Annotated in this window: 19 protein-coding genes; 10 read left to right on the top strand and 9 right to left on the bottom strand. The window is 73.1% G+C overall.

Annotated elements, in window-relative coordinates; translation table 11 throughout:
• Positions 1–7 precede the first annotated feature (7 nt).
• Together ACIBBA_RS19520 and ACIBBA_RS19515 are read left to right on the top strand one after the other, a co-directional pair.
• On the top strand, positions 8–1,591 hold the full coding sequence (locus tag ACIBBA_RS19520) for a methylmalonyl-CoA mutase family protein (RefSeq protein ID WP_350867400.1): 1,584 nt from the start codon (positions 8–10) through the stop codon (positions 1,589–1,591).
• 570 nt (positions 1,592–2,161) lie between these two features.
• Positions 2,162–3,421, top strand: a complete 1,260-nt coding sequence (locus tag ACIBBA_RS19515) for an amidohydrolase (RefSeq protein WP_396698994.1) — start codon at positions 2,162–2,164, stop codon at positions 3,419–3,421.
• Here the strand turns inward: ACIBBA_RS19515 and ACIBBA_RS19510 are convergent.
• Positions 3,378–4,307, bottom strand: a complete 930-nt coding sequence (locus tag ACIBBA_RS19510) for a DUF4349 domain-containing protein (RefSeq protein WP_396698991.1) — start codon at positions 4,305–4,307, stop codon at positions 3,378–3,380. The genes ACIBBA_RS19515 and ACIBBA_RS19510 overlap by 44 nt on opposite strands.
• Before the next feature lie 113 nt (positions 4,308–4,420).
• On the opposite strand from ACIBBA_RS19510, the gene ACIBBA_RS19505 reads away from it, so the two are divergent.
• The 4 genes from ACIBBA_RS19505 (at position 4,421) to ACIBBA_RS19490 (ending at position 7,906) form a co-directional block, all read left to right on the top strand.
• Positions 4,421–5,047, top strand: a complete 627-nt coding sequence (locus ACIBBA_RS19505) for an MBL fold metallo-hydrolase (RefSeq protein ID WP_396698990.1) — start codon at positions 4,421–4,423, stop codon at positions 5,045–5,047.
• Positions 5,048–5,051: 4 nt separating this feature from the next.
• Positions 5,052–6,035 carry a hypothetical protein gene (locus ACIBBA_RS19500; protein WP_396698988.1) on the top strand — a complete coding sequence of 328 codons (984 nt, stop codon included), beginning with the start codon at positions 5,052–5,054 and terminating at the stop codon, positions 6,033–6,035.
• A gap of 64 nt (positions 6,036–6,099) precedes the next feature.
• Positions 6,100–6,861, top strand: coding sequence for a hypothetical protein (locus ACIBBA_RS19495; RefSeq protein ID WP_396698986.1), 762 nt, complete (start codon positions 6,100–6,102; stop codon positions 6,859–6,861).
• Between the two features lie 73 nt (positions 6,862–6,934).
• Positions 6,935–7,906 carry a GNAT family N-acetyltransferase gene (locus ACIBBA_RS19490; protein WP_396698984.1) on the top strand — a complete coding sequence of 324 codons (972 nt, stop codon included), beginning with the start codon at positions 6,935–6,937 and terminating at the stop codon, positions 7,904–7,906.
• Between the two features lie 72 nt (positions 7,907–7,978).
• On the opposite strand, the gene ACIBBA_RS19485 is transcribed toward ACIBBA_RS19490, so the two are convergent.
• Entirely contained in the window at positions 7,979–8,434 is a 456-nt protein-coding gene (locus ACIBBA_RS19485) for a gamma-glutamylcyclotransferase (RefSeq protein ID WP_350867388.1), read from the bottom strand.
• A 106-nt stretch (positions 8,435–8,540) separates the two neighbouring features.
• Between ACIBBA_RS19485 and ACIBBA_RS19480 the strand changes: the two genes are divergently transcribed.
• Positions 8,541–9,944 (top strand): NAD(P)H-quinone dehydrogenase, encoded by a 1,404-nt coding sequence (locus ACIBBA_RS19480; protein ID WP_396698981.1) that lies wholly within the window; start codon positions 8,541–8,543, stop codon positions 9,942–9,944.
• Here ACIBBA_RS19480 and ACIBBA_RS19475 read toward each other — a convergent pair.
• Positions 9,922–10,620 (bottom strand): DUF998 domain-containing protein, encoded by a 699-nt coding sequence (locus ACIBBA_RS19475; protein ID WP_396698979.1) that lies wholly within the window; start codon positions 10,618–10,620, stop codon positions 9,922–9,924. The two genes, ACIBBA_RS19480 and ACIBBA_RS19475, sit on opposite strands and share 23 nt — an antisense overlap.
• A 216-nt stretch (positions 10,621–10,836) precedes the next feature.
• The gene (locus tag ACIBBA_RS19470; protein ID WP_396698977.1) at positions 10,837–11,445 is read right to left on the bottom strand and encodes a DedA family protein; all 609 of its coding nucleotides are present in this window, start codon (positions 11,443–11,445) and stop codon (positions 10,837–10,839) included.
• A gap of 364 nt (positions 11,446–11,809) precedes the next feature.
• On the opposite strand from ACIBBA_RS19470, the gene ACIBBA_RS19465 reads away from it, so the two are divergent.
• Positions 11,810–12,604, top strand: a complete 795-nt coding sequence (locus ACIBBA_RS19465; RefSeq protein WP_396698975.1) for a hypothetical protein — start codon at positions 11,810–11,812, stop codon at positions 12,602–12,604.
• Between the two features lie 267 nt (positions 12,605–12,871).
• Positions 12,872–14,086 (top strand): threonine--tRNA ligase, encoded by a 1,215-nt coding sequence (gene thrS / locus ACIBBA_RS19460; protein ID WP_396698973.1) that lies wholly within the window; start codon positions 12,872–12,874, stop codon positions 14,084–14,086.
• A gap of 113 nt (positions 14,087–14,199) precedes the next feature.
• Here the strand turns inward: thrS and ACIBBA_RS19455 are convergent, their stop codons facing one another.
• Genes ACIBBA_RS19455 through ACIBBA_RS19440 form a run of 4 tightly spaced genes read right to left on the bottom strand, consistent with a single transcriptional unit; the run spans position 14,200 to position 18,947 of the window.
• Positions 14,200–16,269, bottom strand: a complete 2,070-nt coding sequence (locus ACIBBA_RS19455) for an ABC transporter ATP-binding protein (protein ID WP_396698971.1) — start codon at positions 16,267–16,269, stop codon at positions 14,200–14,202.
• Positions 16,266–17,999 (bottom strand): ABC transporter ATP-binding protein, encoded by a 1,734-nt coding sequence (locus ACIBBA_RS19450; protein ID WP_396698969.1) that lies wholly within the window; start codon positions 17,997–17,999, stop codon positions 16,266–16,268. Before ACIBBA_RS19450 ends, ACIBBA_RS19455 begins: the two co-directional genes overlap by 4 nt.
• Entirely contained in the window at positions 17,993–18,475 is a 483-nt protein-coding gene (locus ACIBBA_RS19445; RefSeq protein ID WP_396698967.1) for a MarR family winged helix-turn-helix transcriptional regulator, read from the bottom strand. Before ACIBBA_RS19445 ends, ACIBBA_RS19450 begins: the two co-directional genes overlap by 7 nt.
• 25 nt (positions 18,476–18,500) lie before the next feature.
• Positions 18,501–18,947 carry a DoxX family membrane protein gene (locus ACIBBA_RS19440; RefSeq protein WP_396698965.1) on the bottom strand — a complete coding sequence of 149 codons (447 nt, stop codon included), beginning with the start codon at positions 18,945–18,947 and terminating at the stop codon, positions 18,501–18,503.
• A gap of 81 nt (positions 18,948–19,028) precedes the next feature.
• Between ACIBBA_RS19440 and ACIBBA_RS19435 the strand changes: the two genes are divergently transcribed.
• Positions 19,029–19,592: a TetR/AcrR family transcriptional regulator gene (locus ACIBBA_RS19435; RefSeq protein ID WP_396698963.1), complete on the top strand. Its 564-nt coding sequence runs from the start codon at positions 19,029–19,031 to the stop codon at positions 19,590–19,592.
• A 271-nt stretch (positions 19,593–19,863) separates the two neighbouring features.
• Here the strand turns inward: ACIBBA_RS19435 and ACIBBA_RS19430 are convergent, their stop codons facing one another.
• The gene (locus ACIBBA_RS19430) at positions 19,864–21,303 is read right to left on the bottom strand and encodes a GuaB1 family IMP dehydrogenase-related protein (RefSeq protein ID WP_350867367.1); all 1,440 of its coding nucleotides are present in this window, start codon (positions 21,301–21,303) and stop codon (positions 19,864–19,866) included.
• Between the last annotated feature and the right edge of the window lie 27 nt (positions 21,304–21,330).

The raw sequence follows: 21,330 nt of genomic DNA, 5'->3' as shown, positions 1-21,330 counted from the left end.
TCCGGTAATGAGCGAACGGCGGTCAAGCGAGTCCGGTTTCCCGATCAAGGGCGTCTACACGGCGGCCGACCTCCCGGCGGAACTGGACTCCCGGCTGGGCGGCCCCGGCGAGTTCCCGTACACCCGCGGGGTCTACCCCACCATGTACACCTCCCGCCCGTGGACCATGCGTCAGTACGCCGGCTTCGGCACCGCCACCGAGTCGAACGCGCGCTACCACCAGCTGCTGCGGGCCGGCACGATGGGCCTCTCGGTCGCCTTCGACCTGCCGACCCAGATGGGCTACGACTCCGACGACCCGATCGCGCACGGCGAGGTGGGCAAGGTGGGTGTGGCCATCGACTCCATCGAGGACATGCGGCTGCTCTTCGACGGCATCCCGCTGGACAAGGTCTCGACCTCGATGACCATCAACGCCCCCGGCTCGGTGCTGCTCCTGCTCTACCAACTGGTGGCGGAGGAGAACGGCGTCCCCGGCTCGGCGCTGAACGGGACCATCCAGAACGACATCCTCAAGGAGTACATCGCCCGGGGCACGTACATCTTCCCGCCGAAGCCCTCGCTGCGGCTGGTCGCGGACACCTTCGGCTACTGCCGGGCCGAGGTGCCGAAGTGGAACACCATCTCCATCTCCGGCTACCACATGGCCGAGGCCGGGGCGTCCCCCGCCCAGGAGATCGCGTTCACCCTGGCCAACGGGGTGGAGTACGTCCGGGCCGCGCTCGCCGCCGGGCTCGCGGTGGACGACTTCGCCCCCCGGCTGTCGTTCTTCTTCGTGGCCCGGACGACGCTGATCGAGGAGGTCGCCAAGTTCCGGGCGGCCCGGCGGATCTGGGCCCGGCTGATGCGCGACGACTTCGGCGCGAAGGATCCGAAGTCGATGATGCTGCGCTTCCACACCCAGACCGCGGGGGTGCAGCTCACCGCCCAGCAGCCCGAGGTGAACCTGGTCCGGGTCGCGGTGCAGGGGCTCGCCGCGGTGCTCGGCGGCACCCAGTCGCTGCACACCAACAGCTTCGACGAGGCGATCGCGCTGCCCACCGAGAAGGCGGCCCGGCTGGCGCTGCGTACCCAGCAGGTGCTGGCGTACGAGACGGACCTGACGGCCACCGTCGACCCGTTCGCCGGCTCGTACGTGGTCGAGGCGATGACGGCCGAGCTGGAGGCGGCGGCGATCGAGCTGATGGACCGGGTCGCCGACCACGGTTCGGCGGTGGACGCGATCGAGGCCGGGTTCCAGAAGCGGGAGATCGAGCAGTCCGCGTACCGGATCGCCCAGGAGATCGACTCCGGCGAGCGGGTGGTGGTGGGGCTGAACCGGTTCCGGATCGACGACGAGGAGCCGTACGAGCCACTTCGGGTCGACCCGGCGATCGAGGCGGCGCAGGCGGAGCGCCTGGCCCAGCTGCGGCGGACCCGGGACGCCGGCGCGGTGGAGCGGGCCCTCGCCGAGCTGCGTGCCGCCGCCGACGGCACCGAGAACGTGCTCTACCCGATGAAGGACGCGCTACGGGCCCGGGCCACAGTCGGTGAGGTCTGCGGGACGCTGCGCGAGGCGTGGGGCCTCTACCGGCCCACCGACCGGTTCTGATTCGGCGCACCGCAACCCGGCACCGGTCCCCGGTGCCGGGTTGCTGTCGTGTTTCCGCTGGTCAGGTGCGTGATAGTCGGGTTCGTCGAGCGCTACAGTCGAAGACAGTCCCCGGCTGGTGCGGCGTGGCCCCGACCGGCGTGGTGTGTGCCCACGAGGTTTGCGGGTACCCCGACCGGGTGAACGGGGACGGACACCCTGTGCGGTCTTCCCGCACCGGTGCATGTGAGCGTCGGTAGCCGTTCGTTGCGGGGAGTGGTCGGCTAATTGCCGGAGTGTCGGTTCATCAGACCGACTAATGCGACAATTCGCAACGAGAGGCCTAGTACGGACGCTCGATTTCGTGACCGCTGAATCGGTTACGCGTTGTAGGAGGTGAGACGGCGGATGACGGCGTTCGAACGCGATCTACCTGCTGTCCCATCGATCCCCGAGCGCTCTCAGCAGGGCATTCGTGACGCTGCGCGGTCCGATCACTACCGTAACGAGGTTGCGCAGCGTCACCGGCGGAGGTCTAGGCTGTCTGCTGTTCCCGATGATCCATCCATCTCTAGTGATCGAGAATTCGACGTGACGAGTGCGATGATGTTGCCGACCGGCAGCCAATTGGCGTCGCCCTGGCCGGAGGCGCCATCCGGGTCCCACCCCCTGCCGTTCGAGCTGGACAACCTGCTCGCGCTACGGGTACCCGGCCTCATCGCCACCCGTCGTCACATCCACGCGCACCCGGAACTCTCCGGCAACGAGTTCGCCACGGCCACGCTGATCGCCCGGGAACTCTCGCTGGCCGGGCTGAACCCCCGGATGCTGCCCAAGGGCAACGGCGTGCTCTGCGACATCAACGGCCGCCCCGACGGTCCGGTGGTCGCGCTGCGCGCGGACATCGACGCGCTGCCGCTGACCGACGTCAAGGACGTCCCCTACCGCTCCACCGTGGACGGCGTCTGCCACGCCTGCGGCCACGACGTGCACACCTCGATCATGCTCGGCGTCGGCATGCTGCTGGGTCAGCTCGCCGCCCTCGGCGAACTGGACGGCCGGGTCCGGCTGATCTTCCAGCCGGCCGAGGAGATCCTGCCCTGTGGCTCGCTGGAGGTCATCGAGGCCGGCGGCCTGGACGACGTGGTGCAGATCTTCGCGCTGCACTGCGACCCCAACCTCCCGGTGGGCCAGATCGGCCTGCGGGTCGGCCCGATCACCGCCGCCGCGGACAACGTCACCGTCCGGCTGACCGGGCCCGGCGGGCACACCGCCCGCCCGCACCTCACCGTCGACCTGGTCGACGCGCTCGGCCGACTGGTCACCGAGGTGCCCGCGCTGGTCAGCCGCCGGGTACCGGCCAACAGCGGGCTGCTGCTGGTCTTCGGCCACGCGTCGGCCGGCACCCGCTACAACGTCATCCCCTCCGAGGCGTGCGCGGCCGGCACCCTGCGGGTGATGGACCGCGACACCTGGGAGCTGGCGCCGAAGATCGTCGCTCAGGTGGTGCGGGACGTGATCGCCCCGACCGGCGCCACCGTCGACCTGGAGTACCTGCGCGGCCGCCCGCCGGTCAGCAACGACTCGCGGGCCATCCAGATCCTCACCGCCGCCACCACGGCCGCCCTCGGCCCGGAGGGCGTCGCGGAGACCCCGCAGAGCATGGGCGGCGAGGATTTCTCCTGGTACCTGGAGTACGTCCCCGGCGCGCTGGCCCGGCTGGGCGTCGGCCGGTCCGGGCCCAACGTCGACCTGCACCGCGCCTCGTTCGACGTCGACGAGCGGGCCATCCCGGCCGGCGTCCGGGTCATGGTGCAGACCGCGCTGCGGGCACTGGCGGCGGCGCGCTGACCGCTGCCGCGGGCCGACGACGACGCCGCCGGCGCAGCACCACGAGCAGCACCGCCACCGGTACGCCGAAGGCGATCAGCCACGGCAGCACCGCGCCCAGCACGGTCAGCAGGATGGTCATCGAGGCCAGGAAGACCTTCCAACCGCCGCTCAACCCGACCAGGAAGCCGATCTCGGACTCCTCGTCCGCCGTGCTCGCGTCCGGCCCCACCAGGGTCAGCGTGATGGTGGAGAGCGCGGTCAGGTCGGCCAGCCGCCGCTTCTTCGCCTCCAGTGAGGCCAGGTCGGCCTCCCGCCGGGCCAGCTCGCCCTCCAGCGACACCAGATCGGTGATCGTGGTGGCCCGGGCGAGCAGCCGACGGGCGCTCTCCACCCGGGCGCGTTGGCTCGCGATCCGCGCGTCCAGGTCGATGGTCTCCTCGGTGACGTCCTGGGTGTGGATCTCCCGCCGCTCCTGCCGGCCCAGTTTGGCCAGCTCGTCGATCACCGCGGTGAACCTCGCCGCCGGCACCCGCAGCTCCAGCTCCGCCCGGGCGTCCGCGTCCGAGCTGGAGCGCTGGTCGCCACCGACGAAGCCACCCACCGCGGTCACCGCCGTCACCGCGCTGCGAGCGGCGGTGTCCACATCGTCCACCTGGACCAGCATCGTTCCGGTGTAGATGATCGAGCGCTGGTCGACGCGCAGGTCGGGCGCGCCCGCCCCGGCCTCGGCCGGCGCGCCGCCGCCCGCCGCGTCGCGGTCCGCCGCACCGGCTGCCGGCGCCTCGTTCGAGGTCGCCGAGTCACCGCCGGAGCCGCCGGCTCCGCAGCCGCCCAGCACCAGCACCGCCACCAGTCCGAGCGCCGCCAACGGCGCGCCGCGGCGGCGTCGTTCCCGCACGTCCATCCCCGCTCCCCTCTGCTCGCCCGGATGGGCGATACCTCGGACGCGGCGCGCCAGCACGCCGGTTCCGGCAGACTGCGCTGAGGACGTCACGATTCGATAATCGAGGAGTCACGATGCAGCTCACCAAGTACGCCCACTCCTGCCTCCGGGTGGAGCACGACGGCGGCGTGCTGGTCATCGACCCCGGGATCTTCAGCGACCCGGCGGCGCTCGAGGGGGCGGACGCGGTACTGATCACGCACGAGCACCCGGACCACCTGAACGCCGAGGCGATCACCCGCCAGCTCGACCGGCGACCCTTCACGGTGCACGGGCCGGCCTCGCTCGCCGCGCCCCTGGCCGACGCGGCGGAGGTGTTGCAGCAGGTCCAGCCCGGTGAGCGGTTCACCGCGGCCGGGGTGGCGATCCGCGCCTACGGCGGGCAGCACGCGGTGATCCACCCGGACATCCCGGTGGTGGCGAACCTCGGCTTCCTGATCAACGACGTGGTCTACCACCCGGGGGACTCGCTGGTCGTGCCGGACCAGCCGGTCGACACGCTCTTCGCGCCCATCCACGCTCCCTGGTCGAAGTTCTCCGAGGTGGTCGACTTCATCCGGGCGGTCGCGCCGCGCCGGGCGTACGCGCTGCACGACGCGCTGCTCAACACGAACGGGCTGGGTGTGCTCGACCGCCAGTACACGGCGCTGTCCCACACCGAGTACCAGCGGCTGGAGCCCGGTACCCGGCTGGACGCCTGACGCGATGGCCGACCCCTCCGCCGAGCTGGTGCGGCAGCTCTACAGCACGCCCCCGGACCGTTTCGTCGCGGCCCGGGACGCGGCGGTCGCCGAGGCCCGGGGCGCGGGTGACCCGGCGGCCGCCCGGCAGATCGCCCGGCTGCGCCGCCCGACCGTGGCCGCCTGGCTGGTGAACCTGCTCGCGATCCGCCGGCCCGAGCTGGTCGCCGACCTGGTGCAGCTCGCCGAGGCGTTGCGCTCCGCCCAGCGCGAGCTGCGCGGGCCCCGGTTGCGGGAACTCTCCGCGCAGCGGCGGGCGGTGGTCGGCGCGCTCGTCGCCGAGGTGCGCAAGCTCGCCGCCGGGGAGGCCGGCGCCCCGTCGGCCGGGAAGCTGCCGTTGGCCGAGGTGGAGGCGACCCTCAACGCGGCGCTCGCCGACACCGAGGTGGCCGAGCAGATCCAGGCCGGGCGGCTGCTTCGGGCGGCCAGCTACGCCGGCTTCGGCGAGACCCCCCGTCCGCAGCTGCGCCTGGTCACCGGGGGCGACGAGGAGGGCGAGGAGGCGGCGGAGCGCCGGACCCGGCGGGACACCGGACGGGCTCCGGCCCAGCGGGCACCGGGCGGCCGGTCCACCGACCGGGCCGCGGAACGTGCCGCGCAGGCCGAGCGCGCCGCCCGGGCCGAGCGGGCGCGGCAGCGCCGGGCGTTGGAACGGGAGCTGACGAAGGCGCGTACCGATCAGCGGCGGGCCGAGTCGGAGCTGGCGGACGCGACGGCGGCCGAGCAGGACGGCGCCGCCGCGCTCGACGGGATCGAGACCGAGCTGGCCGAGCTGGAGCGGCGGCGGGCGGTCGCCGAGCAGGAGCTGAGCCGGGCCAAGCTGGCCCGGCGGGGGGCGGAGCGGACGCTCACCACGGCCCGGCGGCGCACCGGCGAGGTGGAGGCGGCGGTGGAGGCGCTGGAGGCCGACGAGGGGGCTGCCGGGACGGGCGGTGAAGAGGCAGACTGACCTCGATGGACGGACGTGGGATGCGGGTGGGACCGGCTCGCTCCGGCGCGCGCGGGCAGGCCCGATGACGCCGGAGCAGGTCGCGGCGGCCAGCAAGCCGATGGTGCTCGACCTCGGCGACGCGTTCAGCCGCTGCCCGATCACCCTGCGCCGGGCGCGACTGCTCGGCATCTCCGGCTGGGCCTTCTACGTCAGCGGCCGGGCGGGCGCGCTCGGTGACGTACGCGCCGAGACGGCGGCCGCCGCGCTCGGCTTCATCGCGCCGGACGCGGTGGCCGACGGCTGGGACGGCGCAGCCCGCACCGTCCGGCCGTTCGAGGTGGCCGCCGCGACGCTCGCCGAGTGCTGCCGGTGGGGCTCGCAGCACCTGGACAGCGTTCCCGGGGTCGACCGGCTCGCCGGGCTGCTGGAACGCGCGGTCGGCGCGGCCGACGCCAGCGGCATGCCGCTCTTCGCCGCCTGGCGGGCGATGCCGGTGCCGGGCCGGACGGCCGGGGCGCGGGCCGCGGCGGCGCTGCGACTGCTCCGGGAGCACTTCGCCGGCGCCTACCTGCTCGCCGTCCGGGCCAGCGGGATGACGCCGCTGGAGTCGGTGCTGGCCGGGCCGGAGGGGGAGGCGGGCGCGATGGCCTGCGGATGGGCGCCGCCCTACCCGCCGGTCGGGCCGCTGGTCCGCCGCCGGCTCTGGGCCGAGGCGGTGACCGACCGGCTGGCCGCGCCGGCGTTCGCGGCGCTCGGCCCGGTCGACGGCGTCGAGCTGCTCGACCTGCTGACCGCCGCCCGGGCGCAGTCGGGCCCGGTGGCCCGGTCCGGCCCGGCCGCCTGACCGGCGGCCGCCCGCCGCGCGCCGGGCGGTAAATCGGCGGCGCGTCGCGGCGTCCCCTGCCAGGATCGGCCGTGTGACCCTTCCCGCTGGCTGGAGCGCGCGCCGGCCCACCCTCGACGACGTCCCCGCGATCCTCGCCGTGGTGCACGCCGCGGACACCTTCGCCGTCGGCTATCCCGACTTCGACGCCGAGGATGTCGAGGCGGCGCTGACCGGCCCGTACATCGATCCGGCCCGGGATCACTGGCTGGCCCTGGACCCGGACGGCACGGTGGTCGGCTGGGCCAGCGTCGACAACCCGACCGGCGTCGGGCGAGAGTTCGTGGAGGTCTACGTCGACCCGGAGCACGGGCACCAGGTACGCGGCCCGCTGCTGGCCCGCCAACTGGACCGGGTCGCCGAGCGGGCCACCGAGCGTGAGCTGCCGGCGCTCACCGTGCGGTGCGCGGTGTTCGAGCCGGAGCGGGACTGGCAGCGCGCCCTGGGCGACGCCGGCTTCACCCTGGCGAAGCGCTACGTCCGGATGCGCCGTTCGCTGGCCGACCTGCCCGCCGAGCCGCCCCCGCCGCCCGGGGTGACGGTCCGCCCGGTCCGCCCCGACGACGAGCTGGACCTGCGGGAGTTCCACCGGATCTTCGACACCGCGTTCCGGGACACCCCCGACTACGAGCCGCTCGGCTACGCCGAGTGGCGCAAGAAGATCACCCAGCACGGCACCACCTGGGACGAGTGGTTCGTCGCCGAGGTGGACGGGGTGGCGGCCGGCGCGCTGCAATCCTCCGACCAGGCGCTGGACCAGAACGAGGGCTTCGTCCGCAGCCTCTCCGTGCTGCCCGCCTTCCGGCGTCGGGGGGTGGGCGCCGCGTTGCTGCGCCGGGCGTTCGCCCGCTACGCGGAGAAGGGCCGCAGCTCGGCCGGCCTCGGGGTCGACCTGGCCAACCCGACCACCCCGCTGTCGCTCTACCGCTCGGTCGGGCTCGCCGAGACCCGGTGGACCGACATGTACGAGCTGGTCGTACCGGCCGCGCCGGGGGCCGGTGTGTGATTGACGACGCTGCCCGGGGTCGGCGAGCGGCCCGGGTCGCGGCGGTAGCAGACTGGCAGCGTGCGACAGCCTCTAGGCCGACGCGGTGCCGGTGGGGCGGGACCGCAGCTCGGTGACGTAGTCGTCCGGCGCGCCCGCCTTCTCGGCGGCGGTAGCGATCTCCGAGAGGTACCACGCGGTCGGCAGGCCACCCTCGTAGCCGTCGAAGACGTAGACCCACGCGGTCACGTCGCCGTCGAGGGTCGAGACCCGGACGTGCAGCTTGCGGTAGGTGCCGGCGGTGACGCCCTCGATCTCGTCGAGCTGGGCGGCGTCGTAGGGGTGGATGTCGTAGAGCGCCGCGAAGACCCGGTCGCCGGGGGACTCGACCACGGTGCTCACCGCGCCCTCCCAGCCGATCACGTCGGCGCCGGCGAAGGTCAGCCGCCAGCCCTCCAGCCAACCGGTGCCCACCATCGGCGAATGCGGGCAGTAGGCGCGCATCCGGGCGGGATCCAGGTTTGAGCCGTAGGCGGCGTGAAGACGCACGGCGATGACGATAGCCCGGCGGGCGGGTGGGGGAGAATACGACAGTGCGTGTCGGACGCGTTCGGGAGAAGAAAGTCACTGTGAGCATCGACGAAGGGCGAACGCTGTGAGCCGGATCGTGATCATCGGCGGGGGGCCGGCCGGCTACGAGGCGGCACTGGTCGCCGCGCAGCTGGACGCTGAGGTCACCGTGGTGGAGGCCGAGGGCGCCGGCGGGGCCTGCGTGCTGTCCGACTGCGTACCGTCGAAGACCTTCATCGCCAGCTCCGAGGTAGTGACCGGCTACCGGGACACCGAGGAGTTCGGGGTGCACTCCGACGGGCTGGAGGCGGTCACCGTCGACGCCCGGGCGGTGCACGAGCGGGTCAAGCGCCTCGCACTGGCCCAGTCGGCCGACATCCACGCCAAGCTGCTCAAGGCCGGGGTCACCTTCGTGGCCGGCACCGCCCGGCTCGGCGAGGACACGCTCGGTCACACCCACCGGGTGCTGGTCACCCCGACCGACGGCGCCGACGAGTACTCGATCGAGGCGGCCACCGTGCTGGTCGCCACCGGCGCCACCCCGCGCCAGCTGCCCACCGCGCTGCCGGACGGCGAGCGGATTCTGACCTGGCGCCAGGTGTACGACCTGCCGGAGCTTCCCGAGCACCTGATCGTGGTCGGCTCCGGCGTGACCGGCGCCGAGTTCGCCAGCGCGTACCTCGCGATGGGCGTCGAGGTCACCCTGGTCTCCAGCCGCGACCGGGTGATGCCGCACGAGGACGCCGACGCGGCCTCGGCGATCGAGCGGGTGTTCCGGGCCCGGGGGATGAGCATCCTCAACAACTCCCGCGCCGACGCGGTCCGCCGCACCGAGACGGGCGTCGAGGTCGAGCTCTCCGACGGCCGCAAGGTGTACGGCTCGCACGCGCTGATCGCGGTCGGCTCCATCCCCAACACGGCCAACCTGGGGCTCGCCGAGTACGGCGTCGAGCTGGCCCGCGGCGGCTACGTCACCGTCGACCGGGTGTCCCGGACCAACGTCCCCGGCATCTACGCCGCCGGCGACTGCACCGGGGTGCTGCCGCTGGCGAGCGTCGCGGCCATGCAGGGCCGGATCGCGATGTGGCACGCGCTCGGCGAGGCGGTCCGCCCGCTGCGGCTGCGTACCGTCGCCGCGAACGTCTTCACCGACCCCGAGCTGGCCACGGTGGGGGTCTCCCAGGACGAGGTGGACGCCGGCAAGGTTCCGGCCCGGCAGGTGATGCTGCCGCTCTCCGGCAACGCCCGGGCCAAGATGGACGACCTCGCCGACGGCTTCGTGAAGCTCTTCTGCCGCCCGGCCAGCGGGCAGGTGATCGGCGGTGTGGTGGTCGCACCGAAGGCCAGCGAGCTGATCCTGCCGATCACCATGGCGGTGGAGAACAACCTGACCGTCAACGAGCTGGCCCAGACCATCACCATCTACCCGAGCCTCTCCGGCTCCATCACCGAGGCCGCCCGCCAGCTCATGCTCCACGAACTGGAGTAACCCCCTTCGACGCGCCGATCATGGAGTTGTGGTGGGCGTTCCGGGCCGGAACGCCGCTTTCGCGAGGCACCACAACTGCATGATCGCCGGGTGCCCTGCTCAGGGTGAGGGCGATGGTGGCGAGGACGGCGACCTCGGCGAGGATGAGCAGCCGCTCGGCCAGGCCGATCAGCAGCCGGTCGCCGGGATAGGCGGACCAGATCATCGCCGCCGCGAGGACGAGGCTGGTCAGCACCAGGCCGCGCAGCAACCCGGCGACCGGGGCGAGGTGGGCCCGGCGGGCGAGCAGCCAGCCGGCGACCGGCAGCGCCAGGAACGCGACGACCGAGGCGTACCGGTGCAGGTACGCGGCGGTGCTCATCGGCGTACCGGGCTCGTTCGTCGGCACCAGGGCGGCCAGCACCAGCCCGGCCACCCAGGCCCCGAGCAGCAGTTCGGCGGCGGGGGAGCGCGGCCCGGTGCGGCGCAGGCCGGGCAGCAGGACCGCGGTGGCGAGCGCGAGCAGCACCATGGCGACGTCGATGACACCGCCCCGGTCGGAGACCGCGAAGTCGCTCACGGTCAGCGCCCACGGGTTCAGATCGTCGTTGACTTCTAGGTGGCCGATCACGGCGAGCAGGGCCGCGAAGGCGATTCCGCCGAGGGCAAGCAGGCCGGCGCTCCGGGTTCCAGGCATGCCTCAGCCTGTCGCCGGAACCACCCGAAGCGGATCGGGGCCGGCCACCGAAATCGATCCCCGGGACCACCCCTAGGACGCGCGGTCACGCCCCCTGCGGGTACGCCTGCCGGCGCCGGAGGCCCGCGGTCGGACGCCGCCCGTCGACGGAGGCCCGCCCTGACGGAACGCCTGGCGGCGCCGGATGCGGCCGACCGGCCATGGCGGCGGGCGGGGTCAGTCGACCGGGACCTCGGCGCGGGCGTGCCGGGCACTGACCAGGGTCATCGCCCAACCGGCGGCGGCGAAACCGGCCGCCGCCACGGCGGCGATCACCACGAGCCGCCAGGCCGATTCGGTCAGCGCGGTCCCGCCGAGGTGCCCCACCATCGCGCCGTAGGTCGCCCAGCCGAGCGCGGCGGCCGTCTCGTAGATCATGAAGAGTCGGTACGGGTAGCGGCTGCGGCCGGCCGAGAAGTGGGCCGCCATCCGGCCGCCGGGCACGAACCGGCAGAGCAGGATCACCAGCGGCCCGGGGCGGCGTAACCCCTGGGTGACCCGGTCGGCGACCCGTCGGGTCCGGCTCGGCTCGGCATGTCGGGGGGCCCGACGGTCGGGCGCGCTGCGGCCGAGCAGGTAGCAGGCGACGTCCCCGGCGAGCACCCCGAGGGTTCCCACGGCGATGGTCAGCGGCAGGTCCAGCCCGCCGTACACGGTGAGCGCCCCGCTGGTGATCATGATGGCCTGGGTGGGGATCACCGGGATGAAGGCGTCCGCCGCCAGGAGACCGAGCAGCGCGAGGTACGCCCACGTCGGCGAAGCGACGTCAGTGAGTAGTTCGGGCACGGCTGCCACCTCGCCGGATCCGGCCGATTGGGTGTACTGAGCCTGACGGCGTGTCCGGCGTCACCGTGGACAGCCCTGGCCGGTGGTGACCGCCGACACGGCAGGGCCACCCAGGTACAACGACCGTCCGGGCCCGCAGGTCACGGGCTGCGCGACGGTCGGCGGATCGGCGTACGTCGGCGTACCGTTGTCGGCGCGCGGCCCCGTGACCGTCGGATCCCCCGTTTCCGACGACCGGGCCGCGGTGGGCGGCCGGCAGGTCCCGTGCCGGCCGCCCGCCCCTCTCGGGGGCACGACGAACCAGCCGAAGATTCGTATGATCATCTGTCCCGGTCCGCCGGGGCACGCCGGTACGGTCGGCCGCATGGCCCGGCTTTCCGAGATCACCTTCCGGCTGCCCGACACGCCTGTGGCGCACGCCTTCCTCACCGACCTGCGTACGTTGCTCGCCGACGTGCCGTACGCCTCGGCGGCGGTCGGCCGCCTCACGCTCACCCCGCCGCGGCCGGACGGAGCCCGGCCGGAGACCACATTCCTGCTGGCCGACGTGCCGGAGCCGGAGATCGCTCTCGACACCGGGCAGACCATCGGCGTCGGCGGTGGGGCGGCACCCGACGAGCAGGGCCCGCCGGCCGGGATCGAGCTGGCGGAGCTGGCCCGCCGGCTCGCCGGGCACGTTCCGCGCGTCGACCACACGGGGGTGAACCTGCCCACCTGCGCCGTCCGGCCCGAGCAGTGGCAGAGCCTGGTGGCTGCCGTCGCCTCGACCGCGACGATGTACCGCTATCCCACCGGTGAACCGTGGCCGTTCGTGCTCCCGTCGACCGCGGGCGAGCTCCAGCACGGCATCGCGGACTTCGTCGTCGGGCGGGAGCCCCGGTTCGAACTGGTCCACGACCCGTGGCGGACGTACCCGGAGTGGCAGTTCGCCCTCTGGACCGACCTGACCCGTGCCCAGCTCGAACTGCTCTTCCCGGACCCCCAGGGGATGACCGCTCCGGGTCTGGAGGACATCTTCCGGGTCGTGCCGATCCGCAGTCCCTGGTCGGGACTCGGGATCCGCTTCGACCTCTGCTATCGCATCGACGACGGCCCGTCGGACTGGGAGACCGGCGAGTGGCTCGTGCGGTCCGGCGGCCGGATCCCTCCGACGCAGTAGACCGCCGACGCTGTCCACCACCGGCCGCGACCACCTGCCGGTGGCAGCCGGAGCGGGAGTCCCGGCCGTAAATCCGGCTGCGGACGCGGCCGACGCGCGGTTACCGTCGCCGCATGCGCAGCGCGGATCTGACCACGACGCCGGGAATCCCCGGCGCGCCGCACTGACGTCTTCGTCGACGAGGCCCCGGGGCGATCCGCCCCCGACGGCCGCGCGGCGTTCGGTGATCAGATCGCCTCCGGGTCGTACCCGATCAAGGAGAGCGACATGATCGACCACCGCAGGCTCGGCCGTGAGCTGGACCTGTTCGTCTCCCACCCGCTGGCCGGTGCCGGGCTGCCGATCTGGCTGCCGGCCGGCGCCGCCGCCCGGCACGCGGTCGAGGAGTACGTTCGGGAGTTGGAGCGGCGGGCCGGCTACCAGCACGTCTACTCGCCACCGCTGGGCAAGCGGGAACTCTTCGAACTCTCCGGCCACCTCGGCTTTTTCGCCGACGACATGTTCCCGCCGATGCGGGTGAGTGACGACGACGAGTTCGTGCTCCGGCCGGCGCTCTGCCCGCACCACGCCCTGGTCTTCGCCGCCCGTGGCCGCTCCTACCGGGAGCTGCCGCTGCGCATCGCCGAGCTGGGTGGGATGTACCGGTCCGAGCGCTCCGGGGTGCTCGGCGGGCTGTCCCGGGTACGAGCCATCTCGCTCAACGACGCGCACAACTTCTGCGCGCTGGACCAGGTGGGGGAGGAGGTCGCCGAGATCCTCCGGCTGATCCGCGAGGCGCACGCCGCGCTCGGCGTCCGCCCCGCCGGGCTCCGGCTGTCGCTGCGCGGACCGGGGCAGAGGTACGTCGGCGACGACGCCCAGTGGGCGCGCGCCGAGGAGCTGCTGCGCGCCGCCCTGGCCGGGTTGGAGTACGCCGAGGCGCCGGGGGACGCCGCCTTCTACGGGCCGAAGATCGACATCCAGATCGTGGACGCCGCCGGCCGCGAGTCGACCCTCGCCACCGTCCAGCTCGACTTCGACAAGCCGGAGCGGTTCGACCTGTCCTACACCGACCGGGACGGGTCGCGGCGGCGGCCGGTGATGGTGCACCGGAGCCTGGTCGGCAGCATGGAGCGGCTCTTCGCGTACCTCATCGAGGTGCACCAGGGCGCCTTCCCGGCCTGGTACGCGCCGGTTCAGCTGGCGGTGCTTCCGGTCGACGACGGGCAGGCCGCCGCCGCGGCCGACCTCGCCGGGCGGGGCGAGGCGGCCGGGCTGCGGGTCGAGGTGGACGCGGCCGGCTCGCTCGGCGCGCGGGTCCGTGACGCGGCCCGCCGCCGGGTGCCGTACGTCGCGGTGATCGGTGCCCGGGAGGCCGCCGGCGGGCTGGTCGCCCTGCGGTTGCGCGACGGCCGGGGGTTGGACCCGATGCCGGTCGAGGCCGCGCTCCGGCTGGTCACCGGCGTGGTGGCCGCCCACAGCACCGACCTGCTGCCCGGCTGAACCGGACCCCGCGCCGGCGCGCCGTGCGCCGGGCCCGGCGCCGGCACCCGGCACGTCGGACCCGGTGCCGGCACCTGGTACCTCGGGCCCGGCGCCGGCGGCCCGCACGTCGGTCACGACGACAGCGCCCCCTGGGCCGGCGCGGGCCGTCGTCCGGCGCCGTCGTCGGGCTCGTCGGAGTCGGTGAGCGCCTGGCTGAACTGCGACCGGTACAGCTGGTGGTACGCGCCGCCCGCAGCGACCAGCTGCTCGTGCGTGCCCTGCTCGACGATTCGGCCGTTCTCCATCATCAGGATCAGGTCGGCGTCCCGGATGGTGGAGAGCCGGTGCGCGATGACGAAGCTGGTCCGGTCCGAGCGCAGCGCGGCCATGGCCCGCTGGAGCAGCACCTCGGTCCGGGTGTCGACCGAGCTGGTCGCCTCGTCCAGGATCAGCAGGGACGGCTCGGCGAGGAACGCCCGGGCGATCGTGATCAGCTGCTTCTCGCCCGCGCTGACGTTGCTCCCCTCCTCGTCGATGACCGTGTCGTAGCCGTCCGGCAGGCTGCGCACGAACCGGTCCACGAAGGTGGCCCGGGCCGCGGCCAGGATTTCCTCCTCGGTGGCGTCCGGGCGTCCGTAGGCGATGTTGTCCCGGATGGTGCCGCCGAAGAGCCAGGTGTCCTGCAGCACCATGCCGATCCGCCCCCGCAGGTCGTCGCGGCGCATCGTGGTGATGTCCACGCCGTCCAGGCTGATCCGGCCGGCGTCCAACTCGTAGAACCGCATGATCAGGTTGACCAGGGTGGTCTTGCCGGCGCCGGTCGGCCCGACGATCGCCACGGTGTGCCCCGGCTCGGCGACCAGCGACAGGTCGTCGATCAGCGGCTTGTCCGGCTCGTACCGGAACGAGACGTGGTCGAACTCGACCCGGCCGTGCGGGTCGGTCACCCGGGCCGGCACCGCCGGGTCGGGGCTCTGCTCGTCGGCGTCGAGCACCGCGAAGACCCGCTCGGCCGAGGCCACCCCGGACTGGAGCAGGTTGGCCATCGAGGCCACCTGGGTCAGCGGCTGGGTGAACTGTCGGGAGTACTGGATGAACGCCTGCACGTCGCCGAGGCTCATCGACCCGGACGCGACCCGCAGGCCACCGACCACGGCGATCGCCACGTAGCTGAGGTTCCCGATGAACATCATCGACGGCATGATGATCCCGGAGACGAACTGCGCACCGAAGCTGGCCCGGAACAGCTCGTCGTTCTTCTCGGTGAAGGCGGCCTGCACCTCGCGCTGGCGACCGAAGACCTTGACCAGTTCGTGGCCGGTGAACGCCTCCTCGATCTGGCCGTTCAGCTCGCCGGTGTGCCGCCACTGGGCGATGAACTGCTGCTGCGAGCGCTTGGCGATCCGCTGGGTGACCAGCACCGACAGCGGCACGGCGACCAGCGCCACCAGGGCCAGCAGCGGCGAGATCCAGAACATCGCGCCGAGCACGCCGACCACGGTGAGCAGCGAGGTGAGCAGCTGACTCAACGTCTGCTGGAGGCTCGTCGAGATGTTGTCGATGTCGTTGGTGACCCGACTGAGCAGCTCACCCCGGGGCTGCCGGTCGAAGTAGGGCAGCGGCAGCCGGTTGAGCTTCGCCTCCACGTCGGCCCGCAGCGTCAGCACGGTGCGCTGCACCACGCCGTTGAGCAGCCAGCCCTGCCACCACATGAGCAGGCTGGCGGCGAGGTAGAGGGCGAGCGCCAGCGAGAGCACCCGGCCCAGCGCGCCGAAGTCGATGCCCGCGCCGGGCACCGGGTTCATCCGGGCCAGCATGTCGGCGAACGCGTCGTTGCCGGTCGCCCGGGCCGCCGCCACGGCCTGCTCGGTGGTGCTTCCCGCCGGAATCTGCCGGCCGATCACGCCGGTGAAGATCAGGTCGGTGGCGTGGCCGAGGATCTTCGGCCCGGCCACGCTGAACCCGACGCTCACCACCGCCAGCGCGATGATCGCCATCAGGTTGAGCCGGTGCGGGCGCAGCCGGCCGAGCAGCCGCCGGGCGGACGGCACGAAGTCCATCGACCGCTCGGCGGGCATCCCGGCGCCCATCCACGGCGGGCCGCCGCGCTGTCCGCCGGGCGGCAGCCGCTTCGGCGTCCGCCCTTCGCTGGCCGGCTTCTGCGCGGGTACGGCGGCGCCCGGCCGCCCGTTCGCGGTCATGCCGGCACCTCCGCGGTCTGCTGCGAGGCGACGATCTCGGCGTACGTCGGGCAGCTCTGCAGTAGTTCCTCGTGTCGTCCCACTCCGACGACTCCCCCGTCCTCGAGCACGATGATCTGGTCGGCGTCGACGATCGTGGAGACCCGTTGGGCCACGATCACCACGGCGGCGTCGGCGGTGACGGGCCGCAGCGCCGCCCGCAACCGCGCGTCGGTGCCCAGGTCGAGCGCGGAGAACGAGTCGTCGAAGAGGTAGATCTCCGGCTTGCGTACCAGGGCGCGGGCGATCGCGAGGCGTTGCCGCTGCCCGCCGGAGACGGTGGTGCCGCCCTGCGCGATCGGGGCGTTCAGCCCGTCCGGCATCTGCGCGACGAAGTCGGAGGCCTGGGCGATCTCCAGTGCCGCCCAGAGCTCCGCGTCGGTGGCGTCCGGGTTGCCGTAGCGCAGGTTGCTCGCCACCGTGCCGGTGAAGAGGTAGGGCCGTTGTGGCACCAGGCCGATCCGACGCCACAGCTCGTCCGGCGCCAGTTCCCGGACGTCGACCCCGTCGACCAGGACGGCGCCGTCGGTGACGTCGACCAGCCGGGGAATCAGCGAGAGCAGGGTGGTCTTTCCCGCGCCGGTGCTGCCGATGATCGCCGTGGTCGTTCCCGGGGTGACCCGGAACGAGATGTCCCGCAGCACCGGCTCGGCCGCGCCCGGGTACTGGAAGCGCACCCCGCGCAGCTCAAGTTCGGCCCGGCTCGGCGGCTCGGCGACCGGGCTCGGGGCCGGCACCACCGACGAGTCGGTGTCCAGCACCTCGGTGATCCGTTCGGCGCAGACCGCCGCCCGGGGCACCATCATCAGCATGAAGGTCGCCATCATGACGGCCATCAGGATCTGCATCAGGTACTGAAGGAACGCGGTGAGCGCGCCGACCGCGATCGCCCCGGAGTCGACCCGCTGCGCGCCGAACCAGAGCACGGCGACGCTGGAGACGTTGAGCACCAGCATCACCACCGGGAAGATCAGCGCCAGCAGCCGGCCGGTGCGCAGCGCGGTCGCGGTCAGATCGGCGTTGGCGACCGCGAAGCGGTCCGTCTCGTACGGCTCCCGGACGAACGCCCGGACCACCCGGATGCCGGTGATCTGCTCGCGCAGTACCCGGTTGACGGTGTCGATCCGGGTCTGCATGAGCCGGAAACCGGGCACCATCCGGCGGATGACCAGGCTCAACGCGACGGCCAGAACCGGCACGCTGACCAGCATCAGCCAGGAGAGCCCGAGGTCCTCCTGGAGCGCCATCACCACCCCGCCGACGCTCATGATCGGTGCGGCGACCAGCATGGTGCAGCTCATCAGCACGAGCATCTGCACCTGTTGCACGTCGTTGGTGTTGCGGGTGATCAGCGAGGGCGCGCCGAATCGGGCGACCTCGCGGGCGGAGAAGCGGTTGACGTGCCCGAAGATCGACGCCCGGACGTCGCGGCCGAAGCCCATCGCGGTCCGCGCACCGAGGTAGACCGCCGCGATCGAGCAGATGATCTGGACCAGGCTGACCAGCAGCATCCAGCCGCCGGTACGCATGATGTAGGCGGTGTCGCCGCGGGCGATGCCCTGGTCGATGATGTCGGCGTTGAGGCTGGGCAGGTAGAGCGATGCCATGGTGCCGACGAGTTGGAGCAGCACCACCAGGGCCAGTGGCCGTGAGTAGGGGCGCAGGTGGCCGCGGAGCAGTCGGATCAGCATTGCTGGCCGTCCGGCAGGTCGGTGGGTTCGATCATGCGTGGTTCCTCTCCACTACCGATGACCTCCAGCAGGAAGGCCCGGATCACCGCCGCCTTGGCGGGATCGGCGTCGACCGAGGTGAGCGGCCGGCCCGCTCGGATGAGGGCGCCGATCGCGGCGACTCGCTCGCGGCCGGCTGGGGTGATGGCGAGCCGGACGCTGCGCCGGTCGGTGTCGTCGCGCTGCCGTTCGACCAGCCCGTCGCGTTCGAGGGTGTCGATGATGCCGGTCAGCGTCGCCGGCCGGACGAAGCAGCGTTGGGCCACCTCGCGGTGCGGCAGCGCGCCGTCCTTGTCGAGGGTCATCAGGGTGACCATGCCGGCCTGGGTGAGGTTGAACTTCTCCGCCAGGAAGCGGTTCCACCGCTGGCCGACGAGGTGGCCGGCGACCACCAGGAGCCGGCCCATCGGCACGTCGTTGAGGGTTACCAGGTCCACGGGAAGCAGGTTAGCCCCCTGATAGTCAGGGGCCAAACGAAATAACGGCCGCGGCGGCGACGAACACGAACTGCAGCGCGGTCCGCCCCGCCAGTGGGGTGACCGGTCGTCCGGCCAGGGTGAGGCGGCGCCGGGCGGCCGAGACGTTGGCCGGGAACATCGCGAGCATGAGCAGCCCCAGCGCCGCCGCGGCCCAGCGGGCGGTCGCTGGCACGAGCAGCGCCACCGCCCCCGCCAACTCCAGCAGCCCGGTGAGGGTCACCAGGAGGTCCGGCCGCGGCAGCCGGGGCGGCACCATCGCTATCAGGTCGTCGCGGCGCCCGCCGGCGAAGTGCGCGGAGGCGGTGAGCGCGAACATCAGGGCCAGCCCGATCCGCAGCGCGGGCTGCCAGCCGTCGAGCGCGTCGATCCCGACCAGCCCGGCCAGCCGGGCGAGCCCGGTCCCGACGATCAGTGCGATCAGTGGAGCCATGATCTCCTCCTCGTTCGAACTTGTCGGTGACAAGATGCCTCGCCGAGCGACATCTTGTCAATGGCAAGTTAGGATCGCGGCATGAGCGGAACGCGTGGCTACCATCACGGCGACCTGCGCCGTGCCCTGCTCGACGCGGCGGTGGAGGTGATCGATGAGTCCGGGCCGGCCGCCGTCAGCCTCCGGGACCTGGCGCGCCGGGCGGGGGTCTCGCACGCCGCACCGGCGCACCACTTCGGCGACAAGGCCGGCCTGCTCACCGCGCTCGCCGTGCGGGGCTTCGAGATGCTGGCCGACGCGCTGCGCGACGCCGGCGACGACCTGCTCGACGCCGGCGTGGCGTACGTCGACTTCGCGGTGCGACACCGCGCGCACTTCGAGGTGATGTTCCGGCCCGAGCTCTACCGCGCCGACGCACCGGAGGTGCGGGCAGCCCGGGAGGGGGCCGGCGACGTGCTGCGGGCCGGGGTGGCCGGCCGCGCCGCCCGCGTCGGCGGTCCGGCCGACCCCGGGCGGGACGCCCTCGCCGCCTGGTCGATCGTGCACGGCTTCGCCACGCTCTGGCTCGCCGGCGCGCTACCGGCCCGGGTCGGCGACGACCCTCAGCGGGCCGCCCGAGCCGTGATCCGCCGCCTCTTCGAATAGCCCGCCGATTTCTCGCACCCCGCGTGCAACCGAACGTCCGGCGGCGGCCATCCCCCCAGTGACGGGCGAAACGGGGAGGTTATGGCCGATGCAGGGACCGGAGACGCAGCATGGCGCCGAGTCGAGCGGCGCCGTCAGGTGACCCGGCGGATCGAGGACGACCGGGTGATGGTGGTCGTGTGGCGCGCCCTGCTGGTCGCCGCCGCGCTGGCCGTCGTCGGGGCCGGCGCGGCCGTCGTCGGCTGGGCCGTCTGACCGGCGGGCCTACCGGTCACCAACTGGTCGGCAGTGGCATCCCCTCGGTGTAGCCGGCAGCGCTCTGCACGCCCACCAGGGCCCGCTCGTGGAACTCCGACAGGTCCCGCGCGCCGGCGTAGGTGAAGGCGCTGCGTACCCCGGCGATGATCTCGTCGATCAGGTCCTCGACCCCGGGGCGGTTCGGGTCGAGGTACATCCGGGCGGAGGAGATGCCCTCCTCGAAGACCGCCTTGCGGGCCCGGTCGTACGGGCTGTCGTCGGCGGTGCGGGCGCTGACCGCCCGGGCCGAGGCCATGCCGAAGCTCTCCTTGTAACGCCGGCCGTCGGCTTCGGTGTAGATGTCGCCGGGGGACTCGTAGGTGCCGGCGAACCAGGAGCCGATCATCACGTTCGAGGCGCCGGCGGCGAGCGCGAGCGCCACGTCGCGCGGGTGCCGGACGCCCCCGTCGGCCCACACGTGCCGGCCGAGTTCCCGCGCCGCCGCCGCGCAGTCGAGCACGGCGGAGAACTGGGGCCGTCCCACGCCGGTCATCATCCGGGTGGTGCACATCGCGCCCGGCCCGACTCCGACCTTGACGATGTCGGCGCCCGCCTCGACGAGGTCGCGTACCCCGTCGGAGGTGACCACGTTTCCGGCCGCCACCGGTACGGCCGGGTCGAGCTTGCGGACCGCCCGCAGCGCGGAGATCATCCGCTCCTGGTGGCCGTGCGCGGTGTCCACCACCAACGTGTCCACCCCGGCCTCCAGCAGCGCCGCGGCCTTGCCGGTGACGTCGCCGTTGATGCCGACCGCGGCGGCGATCCGCAGCCGCCCGCGGTCGTCCACCGCCGGCCGGTAGAGGGTGGCCCGCAGCGCGCCCTGCCGGGTCAGCACGCCGACCAGCCGACCGTCCGCGTCGACCACCGGGGCGAGCCGACGGCGGCCCGCCGAGAGCAGGTCGAAGCCGGTACGCGGATCCGCGTCCGCCGGCACGGTGTGCAGCTCGGTGGACATCACGTGGCGCAGTTGGGCGAACCGGTCGACGCTCACGGTGTCCGCCTCGGTGACCACGCCGAGCGGCCGACCGGCGGCGTCCACCACGATCACCGCGCCGTGCGCGCGCTTCGGCAGCAGGTGGATCGCGTCGCCGACGGTGTCCGTCGGGCCGAGGGTGATCGGCGTGTCGTAGACCAGATGGCGCTGCTTGACCCAGGCGACGACGGTCGCCACCACCTCGATCGGGATGTCCTGCGGGATGACCGCGATCGCTCCGCGCCGGGCCACCGTCTCGGCCATCCGGCGTCCGGCGACCGCCGTCATGTTCGACACCACCAGCGGGATGGTGGTGCCGGTGCCGTCGCCGGTGGAGAGGTCGACGTCGAGGCGTGAGCCCAGGTCGGACCGGGCCGGTGCCATGAAGACGTCGTTGTAGGTCAGGTCGTGCGCGGGAACCGCGCCATGTAGGAACCGCACCCGGCCATCATTCCTGGCCGCGAGCCG

It is taken from the genome of Micromonospora sp. NPDC051006 (assembly GCF_044456245.1).
Taxonomy (GTDB): Bacteria; Actinomycetota; Actinomycetes; order Mycobacteriales; family Micromonosporaceae; genus Micromonospora.
Note: the sequence above shows the minus strand (reverse complement) of the source record. Positions and strands in the feature narration are given on the sequence as shown.